The organism is Streptomyces sp. NPDC033221, from assembly GCF_055577005.1.
The window spans coordinates 35,885-59,111 of the sequence record NZ_JBVIQN010000039.1 but is presented as its reverse complement, the minus strand read 5'-3'; the positions used below and the strand labels follow the sequence as shown (position 1 = coordinate 59,111).

Sequence of the window (23,227 nt, the reverse complement as noted above, 5' to 3'; positions counted from 1 at the left end):
CCCGACTTCCCTGAGCCCCGACCCGTGGTCGGGGCTTTTCTGCATTCCGGAGGTTCCTGTGCCCGACCGGCCGTCACCCGACTCGCTCGTCAGTTCCGCGTTCCCTGCGCCCTCCTGGGGCCTGGGCCTGGCCTGCGTGGTGCTCACGGCAGTTGCTCTGCTCGTTGCGCTGGCCCTGGTGATCACGCGCCTGGCCGTCCGCAAGGTCCGCCCCGAAGACCTTCCAGAGGCGCTGCTGGCTCTCGGGCACGTCTTCGTGAGCCTGTCGTCCTTCCTGCCCTGGGGCAGGAAGGACGCCGCCAGCCCTCCGGCACCGGCGCCCTCACCGGAGACTATGGAGGTCACCGCCCGGCCGCCCACGATCGACATCGCGGCCACCCGGACGGTGCTGATACAGCGCCCCCTGGCCCCCACCGGAGAGGAGGAGCGGCGGTGAAGCGACGCCGGATCTACCGTGACACCACCCCGGAACGGGCCAGCCTGAGCAACTTCGGCACGGTCTTCAACACGATCACCGACCGCCGCGAGATCAGCATCGTCATGCTCATGGTGGTCTGGGGCCTCTCACTCCCCGACGCCGCCCAACGCCTGCGGTTGACCGAACCAGACGCCCAGCACCTGCTCAACATGGCGCTTGCCCGACTGCGGCACCCCTCCCGCTCGCAGAACATCGCAGACGAACTGGACGGCGACTCCGTGACACGGTCGGCAGAGCTGCGCCGGTGGGCCGACGCCGAGGCGGAGAAGCTGCTCGTCGACTGCCCGTCCTGTCCCCGCCGGTTCCTGCCGGAGAGCATCCTCCTGGTCACGGGAGGACGCCCCCAGCGGTACTGCTCCAACGCCTGCAAGCAGAGGGCCTACCGGCGGCGTAGGAAGGAGCCTCCGGCACGCATGGAATCGGGGGGAGCGCCCAAGTCCGCCAGATAGCCTCGGTGTATTCGGAGCCCGGCGCCGCGCGCCGGCACGCGAAGGGGTTCTCCCGTCCCCAGCGTGAGGGCGGTGGGAGAACCCCTTCGGTGTCACGGTCCGCCCCAAGCTGCACACGCGGGGCCCGGCGATGGTGGGTCAGTCCTTGTCGGGACGGCCGGGGGCGATCAGGAACTGGTCGGTCAACCCGTCGTTGTACTCAGCGATGATGAGCTTTGCGAGGGGGGCAGAACGGGAGGAGGAACCGCCACCGCCGACCGTGTTCGCGATGGACGACTCCTTCCACTGCGCGACCGAGATCGGCTTGCGCTTGCCGTGGCCGGCGAGCTTCCGGCTAAGGCGGTCGAGCCGGGCGCCGGGGTTACGGTCGAGGACCATCGCGACGGCGCGCAACATGATCCCCTCCCAGGTCGCGGGGTTGCGGCCCCATGCGTCCCCGACGACCTGAAGCACCTGCGGGATCAGCGGGGAGCGGCCCTCGGGGAGGGCGAGGGGGTAGATCAGACTTCCGCTTCCGTCCCGGGCGGCGTGCTTTTCGTCCATCACCGCGATGGCGGTGAGTGCCTGCACCGCGCCGATCTTGTTTGCCGAGGTGCTGCCCGAGATACCGAGATCGCAGCTCTCGACCTCGGCGAGAATCCGGGTGTTGCGCGGGTCGCCAGCGGTGATGGAGACGCGGAAGATGTCGAACGGCTTCACGGCCTTGCGGTCGCGGTTCGCTGCAAGGAACAACTTCGCCTCCTGCTCGGCGGAGAGACCTTGGTAGACCATGCAGTCCCGGAGGAAGTCCGGGCCCTCCTTTTCGACGGCCACCTCCGTGGAGTGCTGGCCGTCGAGAAGGTAGTACCGGCCGTCCTCCCGAAGGGAGACGATCGCCGGGAGCAGCGCGAAGGGGTCCCACATCTTCGTAAGCCGCGCCGTCCACGCGGCGTCCTTCTTCCGCTGCGCGGCCGGGCCGGCGTCCTTGCTGGTGATCGTGCCAAACAGACGGGCAGAGTCGAGAGTCTGATCGACGTGCAGGTCCCCGACACAGATCTGCTTGTAGAACTTCCGGACGGTCTTCGTCGCTCCGGCCTGTGCCGGGACGGTGGCCTTCTTCGCGGTGCGTGCCACGTATCCACCTTTGGTAGTGGTCAGGTGACACGAAGCCAACCATGGAAATTTCTCGCGCGTCAAACTTTCTAACGCCTTGAGATTCCTCGCGCTCCCGTCGCAGCCTGCTGCGCCGATGGCGCGACGACACCACGGGAGCGCTAGCCCAACGGCCCGCCGAGCCCTTCGCGACTCCGGACGCGGGGCGCTCTCCTGCACGTCGGCGAGACCTTTGAGTGGGCGTCGACAACCGCTCATGCTGACGATCCGTCAGCACCGGGGTGCAAATTCGCGAGAACTCGAACCCGCCGCCCACCAGGTGCAGGCTCCTCCCTGCCCGGGGGCGCCACCGGGCAGGACCAGGGGACTTGCGCGGCTAACTGCCCGCTGCCTCATGGTCCGTCCCACCCATCCCTCGCGCGCTACGGCACGCACGACAAATAAAGGTTTGCCATGTCCACCACAAATAGCGACCCCTCCGACGACCCGCAGGCGCACGGGACTCCGCCAGCCGAGCCACACCAGCCGGACGCGTTGCCCGCGGACCGACCGCGCGAGCAGAGCGCCCTCGGCTGGGCCAGGATCACTCTGTCCGCGCTGTCCTGCGCCGCCGGCGCGACCCTCAGCCTGACCGGCCACCCGGAGACGGGTCTCGCCCTGATCGGTGCCGGATCCCTGGGAGGGGGCGTCCGGGTGAACATCCACGTGCGCAAGATGCGCAAGTAGCGCACGGGGTGCGAGGCCCGTTTCCCTGAAGCACCCTTCCCGCGTCGGTGCCGTGGTCCTCACCACGGCACCGACGCCTCCGTTCACGAACGCCTTCTGCGCCACACCAGGGGCAAGGCGCGCAACCCCCCGCACGGCTTTAAGGTCGGGGCGTGCGGGAGTACGGCGAAGCGGCGGCGCACTGGGGCGACGGGCCTCCGGTCGAGGTGACGCTGCCGGACGGGCAGACGGTGCGGGCGGTCGTCGTCCGGCGCCGGCGCGATCGTTTCCGGGTGTGGTGGTACGACTGCGAGCTGACCGTGCCGGGGCGGGTGGATACACCGCAGGGGCCGATCCAGCAGCCCTCGGTCGTCGAGTTCAGTGCGCCGTACCCAGTCGTGCAGCCCATCGAGGGCGTCGACTACTCCAGCCTGAATCCGCCGCCACCAGAGGAACGCCTCCGGTGGCGTGTCGACGAGACCAAGGACGGACGCCGGCTGGTGCACCGCATCGACTGCGCTGCCGGGTCGGAAGGGGGCGGCCTGGTGACCGACGTCGAGGCGCTGCGGCTCCTGGCCGCAGGACCAGAGGTAGCGGTCACCTGCGCGATCTGTCGACCGGAGGCAGTGCTGCGGACGCTGCCGCCGCCGGACGAGCCGTGATGCGTTTCGACGACAGCCAGGCATCCGACAACACGCCGAATGTGACGCAAATCACCAGCTCGGTCCAATCGCTAACTTCGGCGCACCTACAGGTAACTAGAGGTAAATTCGCGCCGATCCGTGCAGGTGCGTGTTCCCAGGTCAACGGGCCGGGCCACTGCTGCAACGGCAGGGCTAACAGCCCAACGTTCCCCTCGCGTAGCCTTTTTGACAACGCAACGGGAGCCCCACACCCGACCCGGTTCCTAGGCCATCAGTCGGAGGGGCTCCCAGCGCGGTGATCCCTTATCGGTCAGAACGAAAGGACACCTGCCATGCAGGATAGGCACCGCAGCCGCTGGGCGCACATAGCCAAGAAATCCATCCGCCGCCTGTCGGTCCGGCTACGCGAGCAGCGAGCCGACTACGCCGACCAGCTTCTGCGCGGCGCCTCGTACGGGGCCGGCACCACCGCAGTAAGCCTCATCGCTTTCTGGTACCAGCACCGGTAACCACGCCAAGCGTCCCGAGGTTCCCCTATACAGCGGCCCCAGCGCGAGGAAGCCCCGTCCGTACGGACGGGGCTTCCTGCTTCGAGTCTTCTGGCCGGTCCTCGGCGGTATCGCTGCCGCGCGGCCGGGCGCCTCTGCGAGAAGACCAGGGCCCAGGTCTCTCCTCGCTGCCCGCGCCATTCATCCCATAACGCAGACACCTACTGCAAGCACCCGTCACGAGATGTCACGCGGTCAGAACCGTTCCTGGCGCCCGAGTGCGTCAGCCGGATGCGGGGTGGGCGACCAGCGTGTGGTTCTCGTCGTCGTTGAGGGCGATGCCGGTGTATTCGTTGACGGCGGCCGGTGCAGCACCGGGGGAAGCGTTGCGGTCGGTGCCGGTCTTGGCGTCCAGGACGACGGGGCCATTGCCGGTGATGCCGTAGACGGCGCCGTGCCAGGCGGCTGTGACCTTGGGCGCGGTCCGGCCCGTCCCCTGCTCCGGCAGGCTCCACAACTGCTTGCCGGTCGTGGCGTCCAGGGCGAAAACTTGGGGTCCGTCGGTCTGGCAGACGGTCACCGAGGCGTCGTCGTAGCGGCAGGACAGTCCGCTCGTCTCGCTGGGGAGGGCTGCGGCCTTGCCGCCATCAGGCGTCAGCAAAGCGCTGACAGAGTCGCCGCTGTCGTAGTCGTTGCCGGTGACGGCAGCCAGGTGCGGGCCGGCCGGGCGCACCGTCAGGTCGAATCCGTCGATTGTGTTCCACAGCTGCTTGCCGTCGTGGTCGACGGCCAGGCCGGTCACTTGCTGGCGGACGGTGTCCTTGGTGGTCACGGCGACGGCGGTGTCACCGATGACGGCGGCCGCGGCGACGTCGTCGTTGTGCCAGCTGACCTTGCGGGTGGCCAGGTCGACGGCGTAGGTGGCGCCGCGGTTGCCGCTGGTCACACTGAGGACGGCGGCGTTCTTCGTGGTGGCGACCAGACGGGCCTGGGCGGGGGCCTTCTCTGCCCAGCTGGGCAGGGTGTCGATGTCGAGGGTCCACGCCGTCCGGCGGTCCGTGGTGTCGACCGCGACCAGTTCGATACCGGTGCGGCTGGGCGTGGTGCCCTTGCCGGGGAAGGTGACCGTGAACGGTACGAGCAGCTGCTTGCCGTCGCGCGTGGGCACCGGGGCGCCGGTCTCCGTGTCGGGTTCGACGGCCGGCTGGTGGCGCGGCCGTACGGTCGTCGTCGTGGCACCGGTGCTGGTGTCGAGAATCTGGAGGCTGTCGGCGGCCGCGATGTAGGCGTGGGTGTCGTGCAGCGCGAGCGGCAGGGGCTTGATGAGCGTCCCCACCATGCTGATGCTGCCGCGGCCGGCGGCCTCGGGCAGCGCGGCGCCCTGGGCGGCGAACGTCTGCGGCGGGTCGAAGCTCTTGCGCGGAGCAGAGCTGGCGGCCGGCTTCTCGGAAGTCTTCGGGTCGGAGCCGGCCCCGGGCTTCGCGGCCCCGCCACATCCGGTCGCCAGGGTGAGTACAGCCGTGGCAGATACCGCGGCGGTCACCTTCGAGATCGAGCGCATTCGGGACTGTCCTCCATGGTCCGGAGCCTGCTGGTCCTGGTGAACCTACGGGTCACGGCGGCCGCGTTCAGCACGGTGCCGGGATTTTGACCGGATCGCGATCAGCGTGCGGGACCGCCGCGGCCGCGCTCGTCACGCTGGTGACGTTCGCGTTTCCGGGCCACGGCCCAGCTCCCGCACCACGCTGGCGGCCCGGCAGAAAGGAAGCGGATGCAGTACGAGATACCGCCCGACGCAGCCCTGGTCGATGCGCGTGTCAACGCCCGCGCCTGGAACCACATCGCCGCCCAGGACGCACCCGAGGGCACCGGGCCCGGCCAGGCACCCGAGCGGATCGAGTGGACCTGCTGGCCCGGCCGGGGACCGGGAGCCGACTTCCTCGGTGACCTCACCGGGCTGCGGGTGGCGGAGCTGGGCTGCGGCACCGGCGAGCACACCGCCTACGCCGCCACCCACGGGGCCCGCCTCGCCATCGGCATCGATGTCGCCGCACAGCGCATCGCCACCGCCCGCGCCCGCTTCGGTCACCTGCCCGCCCTCGCCTGGCGGGTGGGCGACGCAGCTGAGGTGCTGGCCGGGCTGCCCCGGCTGGACGTGTGCTTCTCCATCTACGGCGCCCTCTGGTACGCCGACCCCGCCCAGCTCCTGCCCGTCACCGCGAACCGGCTGGACCCCGGCGCGCTCCTCGCGTTCTCGGTCAACGCCCCCCGCCCCGGCGAACGGCCCGGCCGCCGCGTGGACAACCTCACCCTCGCCGACGGCGCCCGGCTCCCGGCCGTCCACTACTCCTACGACGCCGACGCCTGGCGACCTCTCCTTGCCGAACACGGCTTCGCCGACACCGAGGTCCTGCCCGTCGAAGGCCCCGAGGGCAGCCCGTACCGCACCCTGGTCATCCGGGCCCGCCGCAGTAGCGGCTGAACGGTCACAGCCCGTTCGCCGACGGCAGCCCCCACGGCTACTGGTCCGAACCAGAGGAAGCCGCCCTGCCGGGCAGCGGCGCAGCCGAGCGGGCACCCGCTCGACCACCGCCCAGCGGCAGAGCATTTTCCCGCAGCGCGACGGCGCCCGACAAGGGCGCACCCGCCACCCGCCACACCGTGGACTGTCAACGAGCCGCCATCATTTCCTGCGTTGTCGCAGAAGAGCCCGCCTGAGCCGATAGTGCTCATCAACCAGCCGATGGTTCTCCTCAATCAGCGCACGGGCCTTCCGCCGCAGCTCATCGGCGATCTCACAAGCCGCCGTCGACTGCTCCCGCAGAATGCCCGCTTGTCCCTCCACCACCATCACGAACATCTTCCCCGAACCGATGCTGTCATGTCGGCCTCATGCACGGGCTGTTCACCGCCGGGCGAATTCCGCCCCGCTGCCCTGCTGCTCTGCTCCACCACGGGCGCCGGGCGCCGGGCCATGGCCCGCGCGGCGATCCAGGCGAGCAGCCCGGCGACAGCGGTCAGGGCGCCGCCCGCCGCGAAGGACGCCCGCGGAGCACGCTCCAGCAGCCCGGGCAGCACCAGCATGCTGCTCATGCTCGCCACGTGCAGCTTGACGGAATCGGCGCTGAACACCCGCAGCCGCTGCGGCCCCGGCAGCGAACCGATCTCCGCGTTGAGACTGATCGAGGCCAGTGGCACCAGGGCGCTCGCCGTCGCGGCGAGGGCCGCCACCTCCAGCAGGCTGCTGCTGAGCGCGAATGCGGCCAGCAGCAGCCCCCGCACCGCCCACACCAGGCAGTACGCGCCCGGGAACCGGCCCGGCAGAGCCACGTTCCCGGTCAGCAGGTTCCCGACCACGGCGCCGATGCCCATGGCGGACAGCACCACCGCGTACGCCCCGGCCCCGGCGTGCAGCTGGCTGGTCAGCCAGATCGGAATGCCGATGGTCAGCACGGTGGAGCAGAACTCTCCGACGCCGCTCACCGCGAGCGCGCACCCGACCCGCGGATGAGATCGCAGGACCGCCAGCGCCCTGGGAACCTCCGCCGGTGCGGCAGGCCCGGCCTCTTCGTCTCGGGGCGGTGCCGCCGGCGAGGGCGGTGCGGCCGTACGGCCGAGCCAGGCGAACGCTGCGGCAGAGACGGCGAAGGTGGCGGCGTCGACGAGGAACAGCTGCTCGGCGGGCAGGACGACCAGCAGCACCGCGGCTGCCCCGGGGCCAAGGAACCAGGTGAGCCGGTTGGAGATGTCCATCAAGCCCGTTACCTGCCGTACCTGATCTTTCTTCACCATCCCCGACACCAGCGCCGCAAGGCTCGGACCGGTCAGCGCGTCGCAGATCCCGACCAACACGATGACCACGAGGACGCCAGTCAGGCCGAGCGAAGGCCACAACCAGGGCATCGCGCCCACGATGACCACCTGTACCGCCTCCACCGCGGCGAGCACGCGGAACGCGGCGAAGCGTGCGATCAGCTTCCGGCCGAAGGTGCCGATCAGCAGGTGCGGCACCGACTCGACCACCACAACCAGGCCCATGGCGACCGCGCCGGAGCGCTGCCAGGCCGTCCACGCCAGTGCGAGGGTGAAGAAGCGGTCGCCGAAGACGGACAGCGTCTCAGCGAGCCACAGGACCAGGATCGGACGCTGCCGCAGCAGGCTCAGGTAGCTCACCCGCGTGACTGTAGGGGCCCGGCGAACATCAAGAAGCGTGTTCGGCCGCTCCTCCCTCCAAGGCAGTACCCCAGGCCGCCTTCGGGGGTGGAGGCAGCCCTCATGACCGGGCCCAGGCCGAAACCCGCCGCCTTCGTGAAGAGATGATCAGCCAGGCGTGACAGCTGGCCCGTTCAGCGCTGGACGTTATGGCAGTTGGGAGCCCCTGCGGGGCAAGGCGCGAAGGTTAGCGTTCTGGGCGTCCCGACCAGACAGGGCGGCGTTCTCAAGAGCCAGCATGTTCAGGGCGTTCACCCGCAGATCCGGCAGACCATCCGGCCCGATGAAGAACCGCTGTCCTTCGAACCCCGCCATTACGCGGGACCGCGAAACCAGCTCCGGGGTCACATCTCGTAACAGCTCTTCCAAGCCTTCGGCATCGTGATCGGTGTCGTACCGATGCACTTGCCAGCACTGCGTACCGCTTCCGCCCTGTCCCACGAATGGAGCAACGACCCGCAGCAACAACGGTCACTCGATACAGAACGTCGGTCGCCTACCACCTGGCACGACTGGAAGCGGCTGGAGTGATCAAGCGGGCGGGCCGCCGCCGGTTCTGTCGTCCGAACTGATGCCAGCCCCCGACGCACGCGCGGCACCCTGAGTTTTCGCGCCCCACGGACACCGCACCGCGAGTCGGCAGCCTCCTCGACGGACGCGCCGCTCGCCGTCAACCAGCAGCTCGTTGTAGATTCAAATATGTGAACGAATCCTTTGAGCGGCTGGACCCCGAGAAGATCACCCGGGGTTCAGCCGCAGTCGTGCTGGGCTGCGAGGAGCGACAGGTCGGCTACTGTGCGAGTTGCCAGGGTTACACAATCCGGTACCTGACGGGGGCGCGGCCGGTGTGCCGGGCCTGCCGACCGGCGCAAGGCTCCGGCGCCGCCCAGCCCTGAGTTCTGCGTGCAGGAGGCCCACGCAGGCCGAACAGATGCGCTCGCAGCGCTTATGGCGCGAGGGCGGCACCTCGAAGCGCACCGAGGCGCCGGAGAACGGAAGTTCTCCGGCGCCTCGGTGCGCTGGTGTTTACAGCTTCCAACTGTGGTGCTGGTGGTTTCGGGGTTCACCCGCCTTCGGTGGGGGCAGCGTCCTGTGAACGCCGTCGTCGAGCTGCGACGACGACGGCTCCGCCACCGGCAAGCAGACCCCCTGCCGCCCCTAGGAGCCAGGGGGTGGAATCGGCTCCGGTGTGGGCGAGCGATCCAGTTGCCTGTTGCGGTGCGGGGGGTACGGAGGAGGACGTCGGTGCCGCCGCGGCGGAAGCGCTCGTCTCGGGACGCGGTGTGGCTTGGTTCTGCTTTCCGGGCGTGCGGCCTGGCGCGGGCTTGGCTGGTGCGGTCGGCGCGGGGGCAGTCTCGGTCGGCGAGGGGCTGTGGGTCGGGTGGTGCTTCGGGGTGTCGGCGAGCGTGACCGTTGCCGGCGCTCCAGGCTTAGCGGTGAACTTGACTGGGGCGCTGTCCAGCTCGTATCCCTCAGGAGCCTCGGTTTCGGTGATCTTGTAAGGGGAGCCGGTGCGGGTGGCGACGGGCAGCTGGATCGTGGCGGTGCCGTCCTTGCCCGTGGTCACGGTGGCAGGTTCACCGCTGCTGTCGGCCGGAGTGACGTTGACAACGGCTCCGGGCAGGGGCTTGCCGCTGCTCTTGTCGGCCTTCTTCACGGTCAGGTTCGCCGGCTTGAACGAGTCGATGATCGTCAGCGGTGTGGCGGTGCCGGGGGTGACGATGACGTCCTGGTCGGTGGCGACGGTGTGCAGCGGGCTGCCGCTGCTGGTCTCCTTGAGCCGGTAGATGCCGGTGGAAAGGTCTTCGAAGGCGAGTCGCCCGTCGGCGTTCGTACGGCCGCTGGCGGCTTCCTTGCCGACGTCGTCGAGCAGGGTGAACGCGGCCCCCGGCATCAGGCGCCCGTCGGGGTCCTTCTTGAGGATCGCCACGCCGCCGGTCTCGGGCAGGTGCCGCAGGGCGGGTGCGGAGATGGGCGGGGTCGGCTCCGGAGCGTGGGCCGCAGCGGCCGGGGCCCCGGCCAGGGGGCCGGCGACGGCAGCGGCGACGGTGATGGCTGCCGCCGTGGTACGGCGGGGCGATTGGGTGCGCAAGAACGAACTCCTGGGACGGCGATCCGGCGGTGGTGGGCGGGTGGGGCGGCACGGCGGTTTCAGCGAGTGCGGCCCGGCCTGGTGCTGGGCGGCGGTTGGGCCACCGGCTGCTGCTGGGCTGCTGCTGTCGCGACATGCAGGTGGTGGCGGGTGTGGAAGGGGATGTCCTTGACGGTGCGGTGCACCGGCTCGGTAGAGATCAGGGAGGCGGTGAGGGCTGCGACGAGCGTGGTGGGCGCCGCGAGCGAGAAGCGCGCTCCCAGTTCGGTTGGGCTGGGGGTCCACCCCAGATCCGCCATCTCGGCCCGTCGCTGTCGCGCGTGTCATAGCGGTGCCGCACGCCTGCGAGGCCGTCCGGCGACCGGAAGCCTTGTGTGCCGTCAGGTCTGGCGACGTGGCTCCAGCCATGGACGAACAACGGCGCGTACGCTTCCTGCGGCGCCGTGCTGTCCCCGAACAGCCGGCCCTGGTCGACGTGCTGGTCTTCTATATAGAGGTCGAACAGGTCGGCGTGGACAGCGTGCAGCAGCTCGACGGGGGTGGTGGCATCGAAGGTGGCCTTCCAGGTCGTCGGCTCGACCGGGGAGCGGTTGCCGCCGATGGTCCACGTCCCCTGGCCCCGCATTTCGGGCTCGGAGACGAAGCGGGTCCACAATCGTAGGCACGGGCTGGCCGAGTAGGCCGTGCCCTCTTCAAGCTGGTGCTGTCTCCAGTCCAGTTCGCTGGAAAATGGCCAGACCGTACGGAGGTCCACCGGGCCGGGGCCGGCCAGATGCCGCGGAAGGACTTTCACTCCCTGGGCGGGATCAAGGTTACGCAAGGGGTCTAGCAACACGAAAACGGCTCCTGTCGGGCAGGCGCAGCGCTGGGCGTGACGGAGTGGCCTGGTTCAGCGGGTGCGGCCACCCTTGTGGATGGTCAGCGGGGCGGGCGCCTGGTGAGCGGTGCGGCCTGCGGCGCGGTCCGGTGTAGGCGTGGTCCAGGCGCCGGGGAACCAGACGGCGGTGTACTGCTCGATCGCGTCGCGCAGCCCGGTGGTGATGGCGCCCTCCCACGGCGGCTGGCCGGGGCGGTGGTGCTTGTCGAACGTGCCGTACCGACTGTCATTGACGGGGGTGTTGTGGGCTACGTCGCGGCGGTGGAAGGTGCCGTGGTCGACGAAGTTGAGGGCCACAGCGTCGATCTCGCCCCGGTGCGCGTGGAGGACTGTCAGGCGCAGGCCGCCGTAGGTGTCCGCGCGGATGGTGTTGGTGAAGTCGATGCGCAGCCGCAGCGGCGTACCGGTGACGGGAGTGGCGTAGTAGGTATTGCCCACGACGGTGCTGTCGGTGAAGGGGAGGCACAGTTCGGCGAAGAACTCGGGGGCCTGCAGGGGCATGGGGTCCTCCGGCGGTAGGTGGACAAGGTCAGCGACGGCGTCCGACGCGCCCGGTGGGTACAGCGGGCGGGGCTGCGGTGGTGGTGCTCCAGCGCGGCACGCTGCGGGTTGCGAGCGACGGTGGGCAGCGTGAGGCGGTGCGCTGCACGTCCAGTGGTGTCGGGAGCGGGGGCGTCGGTGGCGTGACGGGTGTCAGCTGTGCCTTGCCCCTGAGCCGGAACGCCATCTGGTCCTTCCAGCGGAGCAGCGGGGCTGGGTCCGCGACGCAGGCTGTGACCGCTTTGACCAAGGGCGCGGGGGTCTTCGTCGAGGCGGTGGCATACCAGTAGGGCCTCGTGGCCGCGGGCCCGCCCCAGAGGTACCAGCGTGCGTCCAGCGTGGTCAGTTCGCTTTCCGGGTCGAGGCGCCGGGTGGTGTATTGAAGACCGGCCATGGCGCCGGGGGCCTGGAGTTCCATGACTCCCCGGTTAGGGTGCTGAAGTGTCCAGCCGGAGTGGACCAGTGGTGTGACAGCCCTGTATGGCGAGAAATCCGGGTCGGCCAGGTAGGCGCGTGGGCCGTCGGCGTACGCCCCCGCCAGGGCGGTGGTGAAGGCGGTGACGAACTCCGTCGGCGTCTCGTCGTTGAAGCACACGCCCCACTTCGGCCGGGCGAAGAGGTCGGCGTAGGCGGTGATCCGCCACAGGCCATCGTCCTCGCCTTCGGGCAGGTATCCCAGGTGGATCTTGCGGTCGGGGGCGCTGACGTAGACGTTGCCGTCCTGGTCGGATCGCAGATGCCAGCCCCGCTCCAGCAGTGGAGCAAGGGCGGGGTCGCCGGTGAACGTACTGCCGGCAAGGTAGCGCGGGGAGACATAGACGTCCCCGTCGAGCAGGTCAGGGTCGGGCATGGACCATTTCCGTGAAGAGTGCGGGGGAGACTGCGCGCGGCCCGGCGCCAGCCAGGTGGGGACATCGGGCTTTCGAGCAGTGTCACGCCGCTGCTCGCTGGGCCTGAAGGGAGTGCAGCGACCAGGTAGGAGTACCGGTTGCTGGTCGCGGCCGTGTCACGCGGCGGATTCCGAGCAGGAAGTTGCCTGACCCGAGGGCTCGATGTGCACGGTGATCGCGCAGAGGGCATTCTCGGCGCGTTGCTGGGCGAGGGGGGCGGTGGGGGCCGTGGTGATCAGGAAGCCGATGCGGGAAGTGAACGTGTCGCCTCCTTGCGGCGGCAGCACGACCTCGTCTCCGGTCTCTCGCTGCCAGTGGACCCGTTCGAGCCACGGCGCGCTGGCACGCAAGTCGTCGTCGAGGTGGCGGGCGGTGAGCGTGCCGGAGGCCGGGGGATACACCATCCGGATGGCGGCTGCCTGCTGCCGGGTGGGGGCCAGGTCGGGGGTGCGTCCGCAGGCCAGGTCGGCGGCGGCACGCGGCAGGTCGATGCCGGTTGCGCGGTGGACGAGGTGGCCGATCAGGTCGCCGCCGATGCGCGCGTTGACCTCGACCAGCCGGGGCCGGCCCCGCACCAGGCGGATCTCCACGTGCTGGATCCCGTCGGTGAGGCCCAGTGCCTGGACGGCAGCGGTGGCGGCCGGGGCCACCGTGGCGAGCAGCGGGTCGCGGGCGTCGACCGAGTGGGCGATCTCCTGGAAGTAGGGTGCCGGGCCGAGTGTCTTGCGGGTGACGGCGACAGCTGTGGTCTGGCCGCGGTGCGTGACGCATTCGACGCTGACCTCTGGGCCGTCGAGGTACTCCTCGACCAGTACCTGTCTGTTTTCTGCCGAGCAGTCGGCCGCCTGGGCCGCGAAGTCGTACGCCGTGCTCAGCTCTTGTTCGCTGTCGACGCGGATCACGCCGATGCTGGCCGCGTGCGCGGCGGGCTTGAGAACGACGGGATAGCCGATCCGCCCGGCCGCGTCGACGGCCTCGGCCCACGTGCTCACGCTTTTCGAGGCGGCCGAGGGCACGTCGTGCTGGGCGAACAGGGCCCGCGCGGCAGCCTTGTTGCGGCAAGCCCGCATCACCTCCGGTGCGGCAGTGGGCAGTGCGAGCCGGTGTGCCAGGTAGGCGACCGGGACGAGGTACCACTCGGTCCAGGTGACCACGCCGACCAGCCGGTGGCGCCGGGCCAAGGCCCTGCCGGCCGTTTCCAGGGCCGCCTGGTCGGCGGGGTCGGCACCTTCCCAGTCAACGATGAACGGGCGCTCCCACGTCGGTTCGGCGGGGGTGATCAAGGCGATGTCGTAGTGGGCTGCCATGTGCTCAAGGCAGTACCCTCGGTACGCCTCGGCCTCGGGATCAGCAGCCGCGACAACCAGGACGACGGGGCGAGAAGACACGGAACGCTCCATGAGGCGGGGGCGGAATCAGTCGGTGTGACGGCGATGCGGTTCACGGCGTACGGCGGCGGCGCAGTTCGAAGGCGCGCTCCCAGTGGGGGTGGTCAGTGATCAGCTTGCGGGCGTAGAGGGCCGTGTAGTTGTTGTTGAGCCCGCGTACTCCCTGCGGTAGTTGCCAGCGCAGTGATTCGAAGAGGGCTTTGAGGCCGATGCGTTCGGCTCCGTCGGCCAGCCGCTGGGCGGTCAGCCGTTCCAGCTCCCGGTAGACGTGCGGGTGCTCGGCGTCGAAGGTGAGGAACTGCTCGGTGAGCGTGGGTCTTTCTGCCGGGCCGGCGGCGGGGCCGAGGCCGGGCAGGTGCTGCTGCTGGGCGGCGGGCGGGGTGGGCATCGATGGTTCTCCGGACGGCGCGCACTGGGCGGCGAAACGGGGATACGGGTCAGGTGGCGGCGCGCAGGGCCGGTGCGGCGCGCAGCCGGGCGAACGCGGTGGCCAGGCCGAGGGCCTGCAGGACGGCGCAGACGGTGAGGGCGTGGCTGAGCAGCACCGGCGGGATCGCGGCCACGAGCAGCCCAGCGAGGGGGAAGGGCAGCAGGAGCAGCAGGATCGTCAGGGCCAGGGTGCTGCCGAAGGTGTCGGCGGGGATCAGGTGGGAGCGCAGGGTGCGCAGGACCACGGTCAGGCCGCCCTCGCCTGCCATCAGCGCGGCGGTGAGCGTCAGGTACGCGCCGTAGGTGTGGGTGAGCGAGAGCGCCAGGCAGGCCGAGGCCGCCAGGCCCGCCGACGCGGCGCCGACCGGCCACAGGCCGTACCGGTCGATGGCGCGGCGGCAGAGCGTGATGGCGACGAGGGAGGCGACGGCGGCGGTCGACCAGAGCAGGCCCACGTCGGCGCTGGTGTGCCCGAACTGCTTGATCACGATCACCGGTGCGGCGGCCTGCAGGAGTCCGATCGCGAGGTTGGAGACGCACAGGCCGGTCACCAGCCAGGCCAGGGCGGGTAGCGCCCGTAGCGTCGACCAGCCGGTGCGCAGCCCCTGGCGTCCCGGTGCCGGGCCGGCGCGGCGCTGTCCTCGGTGTTGGCTGGGGGCGAAGGCGCTGGCGAGGAGGGAGAAGGCTGCGATCACGCTGAGCATTCCGGCCGGGCCGCTGACGTTAAGGAGCAGTCCGGCGAGCGCAGGGCCGGCCAAGGTGGCGGTCTGGTCGATGCCGAACAGGGCGGACTGGATCCGGTGCGCGTCGGTCCGGGCGGTGCGGCTGGCGAGGCCGCCCGCCGTTTCGGCCGCGATGTAGCTGAACTCGGTGAGGATGCCGGTGCCGGCGGCGAGCAGCATGACCGTGGCGGTAGCGCCCGGACCGGTGGACTGGGCCGGCAGGAGGAGCGCGGCGGCCAGGACGACCAGGGCGCGGGCGGTCGAGGCGCAGCGCAGGACCCGGGTGGTGCCGTAGCGGCCGACCAGCGTCCCGGCCAGGGCGAAGGCCATCAGACGGGGCACCCATTCCGCGGCGAAGGCCAGGCCGGTCAGGGCCCCCGATCCGGTGGTCGCGAGCACCAGCAGCGGAATGCCGTACGTCGTCATGGCGAACGCGACGGCGTCCATGCTGCGGGGCAGGTAGATACCGCGCAGCAGAGGTGGAGTGCCCTTGCGGCGCTGGGCGGCAGCGGGTCGGACGGAGGTGGTCATCGAACTTCCGTGGCAGGGCTGGACGGTGGTGGCGGGGGCTGGGGCGGGCCGCTGATGCGGCCCGCCGCGTGTTGGTGTCCCCGTCAGGTGGCCCTGCGGATGGTCGTCCGGGCGAAGGCCGTGGTGGTGCGGGGCGACTGCGGTAGCCGTGTGCCCAGGGCTGAGCGTCGCGGCGGTACGGCGTCGATGAGGTGGGCGTGTGCCGCTGTCCACGCGGCCAGCTCGGCGTACGGCCCGCGAAGGTCCTGGCCGGCCTGGGTCAGGCGCCAGGTCCGTTCGCCGGTGGGTTCGGCGAGGTTGGCCTGCGTGAGCGTGTCCGCCTCTGTGTCGGCCGTATCCGGCGGGGCGTCGGGCTGGTCTGCGATGAGGGCCGTCAGGACGCGGCGGTCTTTGAGGAGTTCCAGCCCGGCCTCGACGCGGGTGACGAAGTCGGTCGCGGTGCCGGGGTAGTGGTGGGTACGGCTCCAGCGGGCCAGGGCTTCGTAGAGGTCTCCCAGCCCTTCGCCGGCCTCGGTCAGCAGGTAGCAGGTGCGTCCGTCGTGCTCGGCGACGGTGAGCAGGCCCCGGTGGCGCAGGGTCGGCAGTGCGTAGTGGATGCCGGTGCGCGGCAGGTCGGTGAAGGTGCGGGCGGCCATGCGGCGGGGCAGTGGCCCGTTGTGGTCGATCTCGCTGATGGCCCGGGTGGTCCACTGCCTGCTCAGCAGCTCGGCGGCGCGGGCTATGTGCTCGGTGCCGGTCATCGGCGGCGTCCCCCTGCTGCCGTGGGCATCGGGCGTGCGGGGCCGCCGTGGGAGAACAGGTCGCTGTTCTTCCAGGTCGCCGGGGCCGACGCTGCCGCAGGGCGTGCCGACATCGCCGGGCGTGCTGTGTGCGTGGCCCACTGCCCGTGGCGCTTTCGTGCTGAGGGGGCCTGTCCGGAGGCCGCGCGTGCGGGCGTCCGGCCCGCCGCCCAGTCGGCGAAGGCGACGTGGACGGGATTGAGGGCACGGCCCGCCGCGGTGAGCTGGTAAGTGCTCTGGCCGGCGGTGCGTTCGACCAGGCCGTCGTCGGTGAGCTGGCGCAGCGGCTGGTAGACGGTGGTAGGGCCGGAGCCGGGAAGGACGGCGGCGGCCAGGTCCCTGGCGCTGACCGTGCCGCGCTCGCGCAGTGTCCACAGGATGGGGGTGGCGTGCCGGGGGGTGATCAGGCCGAGAGCGTCCTCGATGTCCTGGGCCTTGGGAATGCGTTCGGGCTCGCGCTGGCCGGTCTGTGGGTTGAGGACCAGCTCCTTTTCCAGGTGGGTGCCGGCCCAGGTGGCGAGGGTCTCCAGGACCGGCATCAGGGCCGCACCCCGGTTGGTGAGGCCGTAGGTGACGTGCCGCTGGGAGAGCTGGCCGCGTTCGACGAGCCCGGCGTCGGTGAGCTTGTGCAGCCGGGGGTTGAGCTGGCCGTCGGCCAGCCAGGCGAGCTTGGGCTTGATCTCGTGGTAGCGCAGCGGCTGCTCGTGCAGCGTCATCAGCACCCACACGCTCCAGCGGGGCGCGATCATGTCAAGGCTCTCGGTGACGCGCGCCAGGTCGGTGGCGGTAGCGCGGGACAGACCGGTGGGGGCCATTAAGGGAACTCCTGGTGGTGCGGACGGTGTTCAGCGCGTCGGTGCGAGCGGATGTGCGGCTGCGGAGGCCGGTGGAAGCTGGGGTGCCGGGGCCGTGGCCTGCGGCGGGGCGGCCCGGCGCAGGCTGTGCAGGACGGTGGTGGCGGCCTGGGTATGGGCCTCGCGGGTGGCGACGGACGTGGCCAGGCGGCGGGCGCAGTCGGAGATGGCGCCCGCGGTGGAAGCACTGACTTCGCGTCCGGGCTGTGTCAGCTCCTGCAGGCGGCCGAGTTGGTGATCGATGTTGCGTTCGGCCTGGAGCAGCCCGGCGTGGATGCCCAGCAGGGCGGCCAGCATGCTCTGGGTCTGCTGGGCACCCACGTGGGCTTCCAGCTCCGCCAGCGGCCGGCCGTAGAGCGCTTCGATGTGTTCGGCGACGGCCAGCGCGGTGGTGTGGGACAACTAAAACTTTCAGGGTCGGCGGGCCCGGGCCGGGGACTGTGCGGCCGGTGGGTGCGCGGCGGTGGCACAGGCTGTGATCTTCGGGGGCGGGAGGCCCTGCGGAGGGTGGGCGCCGGGAGCGGGCATGGTCCGCAGCACCTCCTCCAGGGCGCCGACGCACTCCTGGCGGCCGGAGAGCGCCGCCTGCAGCCACTGCAGATCCCACTGCAGCTCCTCGGCGGACAGCTCATAACGCCGGGCGGGGGCCGTGGCCTCGTGAATGCGGTCGCGCACCCGGGCGAGCTGTTCCTCGGCCACCGCCAGGAAGGAGCGCAGCTCCATGATCCGGTGGAGGGCTGGAGAGGCCGTACCCGCCACCGCGGCGGTGTACAGCTCGTCGAGCGGCGCTCCGAAGACCTTCTCGATCACGGTGTCTTGGCTGGTGGGCTTCCGTGTCACACTCACCGTGTCCTCCCCCGTGCCGCTCCCGGCGGGCCAGCGGCCGGGCGTACCGCAGGGCTCGTGGTCGAAGCGGAGGGTCGGCCGGCCGAGCGGGCGGCGAAGCGCCAGGCGCCGGGGAAGGACGCACGGGCCGCTTCCGGGGCGAGCAGGTGCCGCACGACCATGGCCCGGCCATCCCGCATGGCAAAGGCCGCATTCACCCGGTGGGCCAGCGCCATCTGGGCATCGGACAGTTCCCCGGGAACGGGCCCGATGGCGTCCAGCAGGGCGTCCTCGCTCTGTTCCAGGGCGGCTTGGTCGCGCTGGAGGTGGCCGTACCAGCGCAGGACCTCCGCGGCTTGCTGGTGGTCGTCCGGCGCCGCTGCGGCGGCTCGGCGCAGCTCGGGCAGGCTCATCCGGAAACGTTCTTCGATCTGCTGGGCCACGGCCTCCAGCACTTCGTCCGCGCCGTCAGGCACAGCACTCTCCTTTACGGTCCCGCAGGTGATAGCTGGTGCAGCAGGTGCCGGGGCGGGAGGTGCCTGCCGCCCCGGCCCGTTGGGTCAGTGCAGGCAGGTGGAGACGTCGGGGTAGACGTAGATCCCCGACACCCAGCCGGTGACGCCGGTCGACTTGTCGGTGATGTAGACCCATTCGCCGTAGGTGGTGGCCTTGTGCACGGTGAACTTGTGGCCCTTGTACAGCAGGCCGAGGGCCGTGGACTTGGCCGATGCCTTCGAGCGAATGGTCACCGCGCTGGCGTGGACCTTGTACGGGCCGACCTTGCCGCACGGGTCGGAGGCGGTCACCGCGGTGGCCGGGGACGCGGCGGAGGCCGTCGAGGCGGTGGCAATGGGCAGGGCCACAGCGGCGGTTACGGCAGCGGCGGCGGCTATGCGGGAAATACGCAAGAGAAACTCTCCATGGTGGTGCGAGGAATAGGGGGACGCAGCAGGAGCCGCGGTGGGAAAGGTCAGTCGAGGCAGATGCGGGTGCCGCGGTAGACGTACGTTCCGGAGACAAATCCGCTGACGCCGGTTGAGTGGTCCGTGACGGCCACCCAGTTTTCGGCCGCCGGGTGAGCGGTGAAGTCGTGGCTGGGGTAGAGGATGCCGACGGCGGTCGCCTTGGCTGACGCCTTCGCGCGGATGGTCACCGCGCTGGCGTGCACGTTCCACGGCCCCGGCTGTTCGCACGGGCGGGTCACCGTCGCGCCGGAGGGCGCTGTCGCGCTGGCGGTGGGGGCGGACAGCAGCGGAAGGGCAAGAGACCCGAGCACTGCTGCGGTGAGGGTGATGCGTGAGGAACGCATGACGAAGAGGTCTCCAAGCCAGTGCATACGGAAGGGGGGAAAGTGAAGCCCTGGAACAGGCGGTGCCGTTCGGGCTGGTATCCAGAGTCCGGAAAATTCCCGGTTGGGCTAACCGGGGATCTGCTGCTATAAAGCCGCGCCCCAGCTCCCCGTGAAGTGACGGCGGTTACAGCAAGAATCCCTGGGTCAGCGTCGGGGCCCGCTTGGGCGGGGCGCGATTCCCGGTAGCTGCTGCCGCGCTGGGACGGAGGGGGTCACGGTGGGTTCGGGCAGTGGGGTGTCGCGGGCGTCCAGCCATTCGCCGGCCTGCGCGGCGTCGGCGAAGCATCCCTCGCGCAGGGTGTACCGGTTGGCGTCGACGTCCCACTTCTCGACCAGGACGCGAAACGGTCGCTGCGCCGCGGTGGGGTGGAGATCCCGCACCAGCACGGTCGTCTCGTAGTCGATGGTGTCGTCGGTGTAGTGGTCGAGGATTTCGTACCGGCCGGGCGAGGTAGCCAGCTTGGCTTCCAGAGCGGTCGTCTTGGCATCGGCAGCCTCTGGCCCCAGGTCGGTGCGGGCGCGCAGCGCGGACACCGGGCAGCCGCGGGCGACGAGCCACTGCTGCGCGAGCGGTACCAAAGGCAGCCGCTGAGAGGCATACCGGAAACTGCCGGTGGCTTCGTTGCGGTCGATGTGGACGGCCAGATACTGCGGTGAGCCCGGCAGGTCCCACGTCATCGAACTGTCATGCAGGACGGCATAGCTGCCGTCGCCTTGGTGGTGGCTGGCCACGACGGTCAGCTCGTTCTCCGACAGACTGATCTGCCAGTTGAAGAGGGTGGCTTCGGCGTCGTTCGCAAGATCGAGTCCCTCGACGCGAAGGACGGTTTCGAGGTCGTTTTCGGGCATGATCCTCGTCGTTGAAAAGGGTGGAGGCCGCCGGGGCGTCGGCGTGTTCTCAGCGGCGTGGACGCATGGCAGGCCAGGCGCCCACGCGCTGAGCAGGCGGTGGGGCGGGGCGGGTCGGTCCGCGGGCTCCGGTCAAGACGGTGCGGCCGGCATCGGTGACGGTGATGGGCTGCCCGGCGTGCAGCGCGTGGGACTCGTCCCGGGTGACGCATCCGGCCGCCTCCAGGCGTTGATAGGTGGCAGCAGGAACGCGGGTGCCCGATGCAGTGACCGCCGCCAGGCGTCCGGTGAGCAGGTGTTGGCGCAGCTGGGCGCCCTCGCTGATGGCCATCAGGGCCGCGTGGTCCGCAGCGGACAAGTCCGGCATCGAGCCGGAGACCGTGTGCCGCCGCCCGGCGCGTTCGAGAGGCTCCAGCGCCGCCACAACCTCGGCGCGGCGGGCGTCCCGGGTGGCGGTGGCCTCCTTCATCCGCTCGACGGCGCGGTCGATGCGGGCAAACAATGCCCGCTCGATCTCGTACTCCCCGGAGGCGAGCCGTTCCAGCAACACGCGGTGAAAAGTCAGGACGGTCGTAGCGTCGTTGAGCTTGCGGTGCGCGTCAGCCACCCGGGTGGCCGGCTCATCGAGCAGGTCGTGATCATGCAGCTCCCACAAACGGTCGATGCTGTGTCCGGTGGCCGACTCGACACGGTGATCGAGCGAGGTCAGGCCCTTGTGAACGGAGGAGGATGTCGAGGATGAAGGCATAAACAATCCCTTGGTCGTGGGGCCGAGGGCCGCAGGCGCCCACAACACAGCTCACGGCCCGGCACCTGCCGCCTCCAGCGCTCGGCAGGCTGGGCGACGCGGACGTCAGCAGATGTGAAACCGGAAGCAGCTCGTCGAAACCACACGGTCAGCGGCCGGAAACGTCTCAGCGGGTGGGGCCGTTCGCCGGGGACGAGGGCATGTGCAATGGGCCGGGACGGGGGCCGGGGCCCGGTTTGGGCACTCCGGACGGCCGGGAGGCGGTCAACTGCGGCGATCGGGCACGGGCGGCGTGGGCCAGCGCGCTCATCGGTCGGCGTTCCATGCCCAGCCGGGCGGCGACGGTGTCGTAGACATCGAAGTCGGCCCGGGGGCGGACAGCGATGACGTGGATCTCGGTGGTGTGCTGCGAGGTGGCCGGTGCCGGGCGCTGGCAGTACACCAGCCGCCACTCGGCGCGCTGGTCGAGGTACAGCTTGCGCAGTCCGCTCAGGTCCCCGGTAAGCTTGCCGCCTTTCATGTCCCCGTTGACCGTCTCCTGCAGATGCTCCAGGGCCAGGTCCCGGACGTCCGTCGGTGCTTCGAGCAGGTCGGTCAGGGCGCGGGGGTCGAAGCTCAAGGCATGGCGCGGACGGCCGCTCATGCCGGCGCCTCGCCGGTGTCTGGGGTGCTGGCGCCGGTGCGGCGCGCGGAGCGCTGCGGGCCGGGCAGGATGCGGTGGGCGGGCCGGTCGGGATCCGTCATGCAGGCCGACAGCGACCCGCCCGGCGCCCGTACGGCCGCCATGGTGTGGGTGAGAAAGTCCCGGTGCCACACGGCCATGCCGGCCAGACCCGCGTCTGGTTCCTTGTGCTGGTGGTAGGCCAGCCACAGGGCGTGCAACCAGGCGAGGACATCCTCGTGCTCCTGCCACTGCAGGCACCAGGGGGCGGCCGTGGAGACCTCGTCGCCGTAGGTGTCCATGAGGAACGTTTCCACCCAGTCGGTCAGGGTGTCGACTTCCGACTCGAACTCCTCCCCCTCCAGTTCCAGGATCGGCCGCGGCGCCGGAGCCGGGGCAGGCATCGCCGGCCCCGGCGGGAAACCGGCGAAAGGCGAACCGGCGGGTGCTGAAGCAAGGTTGTCCAGCTGCCGGGCTTGTTCGGCCGACTGATCGAGAAGCTGGCGGACGGTGGCGTCGAGGTGTTCCAGATTGCCGTCGGGCAGTCGTACGGGCTCCGTGTCGCCCTCGTAGCGGGGGCCTATGGATTCGGGCACGAGTATCTCCTTGCAGCCGCTCGCGGCGGGTCGGGGAATGCGGCTCCAACGATCCGGAGAAATCCCGGTTTGGCTAACCGGGCATCGGCCGCTATAACCAGGCGCCCGTCGGCCGTTGCCCGGGGAACTGCCCCCAGAGCGACGCGGTTACGCGGCCAGGGTGCAGTCCTCCTGGCCGAGGGTGTCGCGCAGCGTCTCGGTGAGCCGGTCGGCGGCGATTTCGGTGTAGTGCCGGGTCTTTTCCACGCCGATGAAGTCCCGGCCTTCCAGCAGGGCCGCGACGCCCGTGGAGCCGGAACCGGCGCAGAAGTCCAAGACGGTGCCGTCCGGCGGGCAGATCTGCACCAGCTCCCGCATCACCTCGACGGGCTTTTGCGTGATGTGCCGGCGCTTCTTCCCGCTGGGCTGGGAGGCGCTGTACAGGCCGGGCAGGTACACCGGGTTGCGGGAGGCGTCGATGGGGCCGTTGGACGCCCAGATGATGAACTCGCAGTTTTGCGTGAACCTGCCACGCTGCGGCCGGGCCTGCGGCTTGTGCCAGGCCAGCACGCCGCGCCACAGCCAGCCGGCCGCCTGGATGGCGTCTGTCGTGATGCCCAGTTGCCGCCAGTCGGTGAACAGCAGCGCCGTGCCGCCGACCTTGGTCAGGCGCTGGGCTTCGGTCATGATCTGCGTCAGCCAGAAGCCGTACGACCTCTGGTCCATGGTCTCGCCGGTGAAGTCCGGCAGGCTGTGTCCGGCGTCGGCGGAGGTGTACTTCTGGCGCGCCGTGCGGCTGGTGCGCTCCTTCGCGGTCCGGCCGCCGGAGTTGTACGGCGGGTCGGTGATGACCGAGTCGACGCAGTCATCGGGCAGGTCGGCGAGCACACGGAGCGCGTCGCCCTGATGGAGGGAAAACGGCAAAGAGGTACCCCAATTCGGGTCGGGACAAGATGGCGGGAAACTCCTCATTCGCTGTCCGGCTGGGCACGGGAGGCGGTGCCGGAGGCTGTAGCCGAGGGGGCAGGAGGAGACCAAAACTGTAGGC

29 protein-coding genes are annotated in these 23,227 nt (G+C 70.4%); 6 read left to right on the top strand and 23 right to left on the bottom strand.

What is annotated here, in order from left to right; all coding sequences use genetic code 11:
- Nucleotides 1-58 precede the first annotated feature (58 nt).
- Nucleotides 59-436: a hypothetical protein gene (locus tag ACZ53K_RS35875; RefSeq protein WP_468845267.1), complete on the top strand. Its 378-nt coding sequence runs from the start codon at nucleotides 59-61 to the stop codon at nucleotides 434-436.
- On the top strand, nucleotides 433-927 hold the full coding sequence (locus ACZ53K_RS35870) for a hypothetical protein (protein ID WP_468845264.1): 495 nt from the start codon (nucleotides 433-435) through the stop codon (nucleotides 925-927). Before ACZ53K_RS35875 ends, ACZ53K_RS35870 begins: the two co-directional genes overlap by 4 nt.
- Before the next feature lie 138 nt (nucleotides 928-1,065).
- Here the strand turns inward: ACZ53K_RS35870 and ACZ53K_RS35865 are convergent, their stop codons facing one another.
- Nucleotides 1,066-2,040: a DUF6551 family protein gene (locus ACZ53K_RS35865; RefSeq protein WP_468845261.1), complete on the bottom strand. Its 975-nt coding sequence runs from the start codon at nucleotides 2,038-2,040 to the stop codon at nucleotides 1,066-1,068.
- A gap of 432 nt (nucleotides 2,041-2,472) precedes the next feature.
- Between ACZ53K_RS35865 and ACZ53K_RS35860 the strand changes: the two genes are divergently transcribed.
- From ACZ53K_RS35860 to ACZ53K_RS35850, 3 genes are all read left to right on the top strand, one after another.
- Entirely contained in the window at nucleotides 2,473-2,745 is a 273-nt protein-coding gene (locus tag ACZ53K_RS35860) for a hypothetical protein (RefSeq protein ID WP_468845258.1), read from the top strand.
- A gap of 152 nt (nucleotides 2,746-2,897) precedes the next feature.
- Nucleotides 2,898-3,386: a DUF6233 domain-containing protein gene (locus tag ACZ53K_RS35855; RefSeq protein ID WP_468845255.1), complete on the top strand. Its 489-nt coding sequence runs from the start codon at nucleotides 2,898-2,900 to the stop codon at nucleotides 3,384-3,386.
- A gap of 314 nt (nucleotides 3,387-3,700) precedes the next feature.
- Nucleotides 3,701-3,877 carry a hypothetical protein gene (locus tag ACZ53K_RS35850; RefSeq protein WP_468845252.1) on the top strand — a complete coding sequence of 59 codons (177 nt, stop codon included), beginning with the start codon at nucleotides 3,701-3,703 and terminating at the stop codon, nucleotides 3,875-3,877.
- Between the two features lie 262 nt (nucleotides 3,878-4,139).
- Here the strand turns inward: ACZ53K_RS35850 and ACZ53K_RS35845 are convergent, their stop codons facing one another.
- Nucleotides 4,140-5,417, bottom strand: a complete 1,278-nt coding sequence (locus ACZ53K_RS35845; RefSeq protein ID WP_468845249.1) for an outer membrane protein assembly factor BamB family protein — start codon at nucleotides 5,415-5,417, stop codon at nucleotides 4,140-4,142.
- Between the two features lie 210 nt (nucleotides 5,418-5,627).
- Here ACZ53K_RS35845 and ACZ53K_RS35840 point away from each other — a divergent pair, with 210 nt between their 5' ends.
- A complete protein-coding gene (locus ACZ53K_RS35840) occupies nucleotides 5,628-6,338 on the top strand; it encodes a class I SAM-dependent methyltransferase (RefSeq protein WP_468845246.1) in 711 nt (236 codons plus the stop codon).
- Between the two features lie 368 nt (nucleotides 6,339-6,706).
- On the opposite strand, the gene ACZ53K_RS35835 is transcribed toward ACZ53K_RS35840, so the two are convergent.
- From ACZ53K_RS35835 to ACZ53K_RS35735, 21 genes are all read right to left on the bottom strand, one after another.
- Complete coding sequence (locus ACZ53K_RS35835) at nucleotides 6,707-8,029, bottom strand: MFS transporter (RefSeq protein WP_468845243.1); 1,323 nt, start codon at nucleotides 8,027-8,029, stop codon at nucleotides 6,707-6,709.
- A gap of 1,102 nt (nucleotides 8,030-9,131) precedes the next feature.
- Complete coding sequence (locus ACZ53K_RS35830; protein ID WP_468845240.1) at nucleotides 9,132-10,160, bottom strand: MSCRAMM family protein; 1,029 nt, start codon at nucleotides 10,158-10,160, stop codon at nucleotides 9,132-9,134.
- 59 nt (nucleotides 10,161-10,219) lie between these two features.
- On the bottom strand, nucleotides 10,220-10,459 hold the full coding sequence (locus tag ACZ53K_RS35825) for a hypothetical protein (protein ID WP_468845333.1): 240 nt from the start codon (nucleotides 10,457-10,459) through the stop codon (nucleotides 10,220-10,222).
- The gene (locus tag ACZ53K_RS35820) at nucleotides 10,360-10,785 is read right to left on the bottom strand and encodes an SPDY domain-containing protein (protein ID WP_468845326.1); all 426 of its coding nucleotides are present in this window, start codon (nucleotides 10,783-10,785) and stop codon (nucleotides 10,360-10,362) included. Before ACZ53K_RS35820 ends, ACZ53K_RS35825 begins: the two co-directional genes overlap by 100 nt.
- A 264-nt stretch (nucleotides 10,786-11,049) precedes the next feature.
- Nucleotides 11,050-11,538, bottom strand: a complete 489-nt coding sequence (locus ACZ53K_RS35815) for a hypothetical protein (RefSeq protein WP_468845237.1) — start codon at nucleotides 11,536-11,538, stop codon at nucleotides 11,050-11,052.
- Between the two features lie 28 nt (nucleotides 11,539-11,566).
- Entirely contained in the window at nucleotides 11,567-12,427 is an 861-nt protein-coding gene (locus tag ACZ53K_RS35810) for an SPDY domain-containing protein (RefSeq protein ID WP_468845234.1), read from the bottom strand.
- Nucleotides 12,428-12,583: 156 nt separating this feature from the next.
- Complete coding sequence (locus ACZ53K_RS35805) at nucleotides 12,584-13,855, bottom strand: ATP-grasp domain-containing protein (RefSeq protein ID WP_468845231.1); 1,272 nt, start codon at nucleotides 13,853-13,855, stop codon at nucleotides 12,584-12,586.
- 52 nt (nucleotides 13,856-13,907) lie between these two features.
- Nucleotides 13,908-14,243 (bottom strand): hypothetical protein, encoded by a 336-nt coding sequence (locus ACZ53K_RS35800; protein ID WP_468845228.1) that lies wholly within the window; start codon nucleotides 14,241-14,243, stop codon nucleotides 13,908-13,910.
- Between the two features lie 49 nt (nucleotides 14,244-14,292).
- Complete coding sequence (locus tag ACZ53K_RS35795) at nucleotides 14,293-15,537, bottom strand: MFS transporter (RefSeq protein WP_468845225.1); 1,245 nt, start codon at nucleotides 15,535-15,537, stop codon at nucleotides 14,293-14,295.
- 83 nt (nucleotides 15,538-15,620) lie between these two features.
- Nucleotides 15,621-16,277 (bottom strand): hypothetical protein, encoded by a 657-nt coding sequence (locus ACZ53K_RS35790; RefSeq protein WP_468845222.1) that lies wholly within the window; start codon nucleotides 16,275-16,277, stop codon nucleotides 15,621-15,623.
- Entirely contained in the window at nucleotides 16,274-17,131 is an 858-nt protein-coding gene (locus ACZ53K_RS35785) for a winged helix-turn-helix transcriptional regulator (protein ID WP_468845219.1), read from the bottom strand. Before ACZ53K_RS35785 ends, ACZ53K_RS35790 begins: the two co-directional genes overlap by 4 nt.
- 30 nt (nucleotides 17,132-17,161) lie before the next feature.
- Entirely contained in the window at nucleotides 17,162-17,572 is a 411-nt protein-coding gene (locus ACZ53K_RS35780; RefSeq protein ID WP_468845216.1) for a hypothetical protein, read from the bottom strand.
- Nucleotides 17,573-17,581: 9 nt separating this feature from the next.
- Nucleotides 17,582-18,016 carry a hypothetical protein gene (locus ACZ53K_RS35775; RefSeq protein WP_468845213.1) on the bottom strand — a complete coding sequence of 145 codons (435 nt, stop codon included), beginning with the start codon at nucleotides 18,014-18,016 and terminating at the stop codon, nucleotides 17,582-17,584.
- Nucleotides 18,013-18,471, bottom strand: coding sequence for a hypothetical protein (locus ACZ53K_RS35770; RefSeq protein WP_468845210.1), 459 nt, complete (start codon nucleotides 18,469-18,471; stop codon nucleotides 18,013-18,015). The genes ACZ53K_RS35775 and ACZ53K_RS35770 overlap by 4 nt, the downstream gene beginning before the upstream one ends.
- A gap of 84 nt (nucleotides 18,472-18,555) precedes the next feature.
- On the bottom strand, nucleotides 18,556-18,903 hold the full coding sequence (locus ACZ53K_RS35765; protein ID WP_125533678.1) for an SH3 domain-containing protein: 348 nt from the start codon (nucleotides 18,901-18,903) through the stop codon (nucleotides 18,556-18,558).
- Between the two features lie 62 nt (nucleotides 18,904-18,965).
- Nucleotides 18,966-19,304, bottom strand: a complete 339-nt coding sequence (locus ACZ53K_RS35760) for an SH3 domain-containing protein (RefSeq protein WP_468845207.1) — start codon at nucleotides 19,302-19,304, stop codon at nucleotides 18,966-18,968.
- Between the two features lie 186 nt (nucleotides 19,305-19,490).
- Nucleotides 19,491-20,195 (bottom strand): hypothetical protein, encoded by a 705-nt coding sequence (locus ACZ53K_RS35755; protein WP_468845205.1) that lies wholly within the window; start codon nucleotides 20,193-20,195, stop codon nucleotides 19,491-19,493.
- 49 nt (nucleotides 20,196-20,244) lie between these two features.
- Complete coding sequence (locus tag ACZ53K_RS35750) at nucleotides 20,245-20,943, bottom strand: hypothetical protein (protein ID WP_468845203.1); 699 nt, start codon at nucleotides 20,941-20,943, stop codon at nucleotides 20,245-20,247.
- Nucleotides 20,944-21,109: 166 nt separating this feature from the next.
- Nucleotides 21,110-21,586 carry a type II toxin-antitoxin system RelE family toxin gene (locus ACZ53K_RS35745; RefSeq protein WP_468845201.1) on the bottom strand — a complete coding sequence of 159 codons (477 nt, stop codon included), beginning with the start codon at nucleotides 21,584-21,586 and terminating at the stop codon, nucleotides 21,110-21,112.
- Nucleotides 21,583-22,200 (bottom strand): DUF4913 domain-containing protein, encoded by a 618-nt coding sequence (locus ACZ53K_RS35740; RefSeq protein ID WP_468845199.1) that lies wholly within the window; start codon nucleotides 22,198-22,200, stop codon nucleotides 21,583-21,585. The genes ACZ53K_RS35745 and ACZ53K_RS35740 overlap by 4 nt, the downstream gene beginning before the upstream one ends.
- A gap of 147 nt (nucleotides 22,201-22,347) precedes the next feature.
- On the bottom strand, nucleotides 22,348-23,103 hold the full coding sequence (locus ACZ53K_RS35735; protein ID WP_468845197.1) for a DNA-methyltransferase: 756 nt from the start codon (nucleotides 23,101-23,103) through the stop codon (nucleotides 22,348-22,350).
- Nucleotides 23,104-23,227 lie beyond the last annotated feature (124 nt).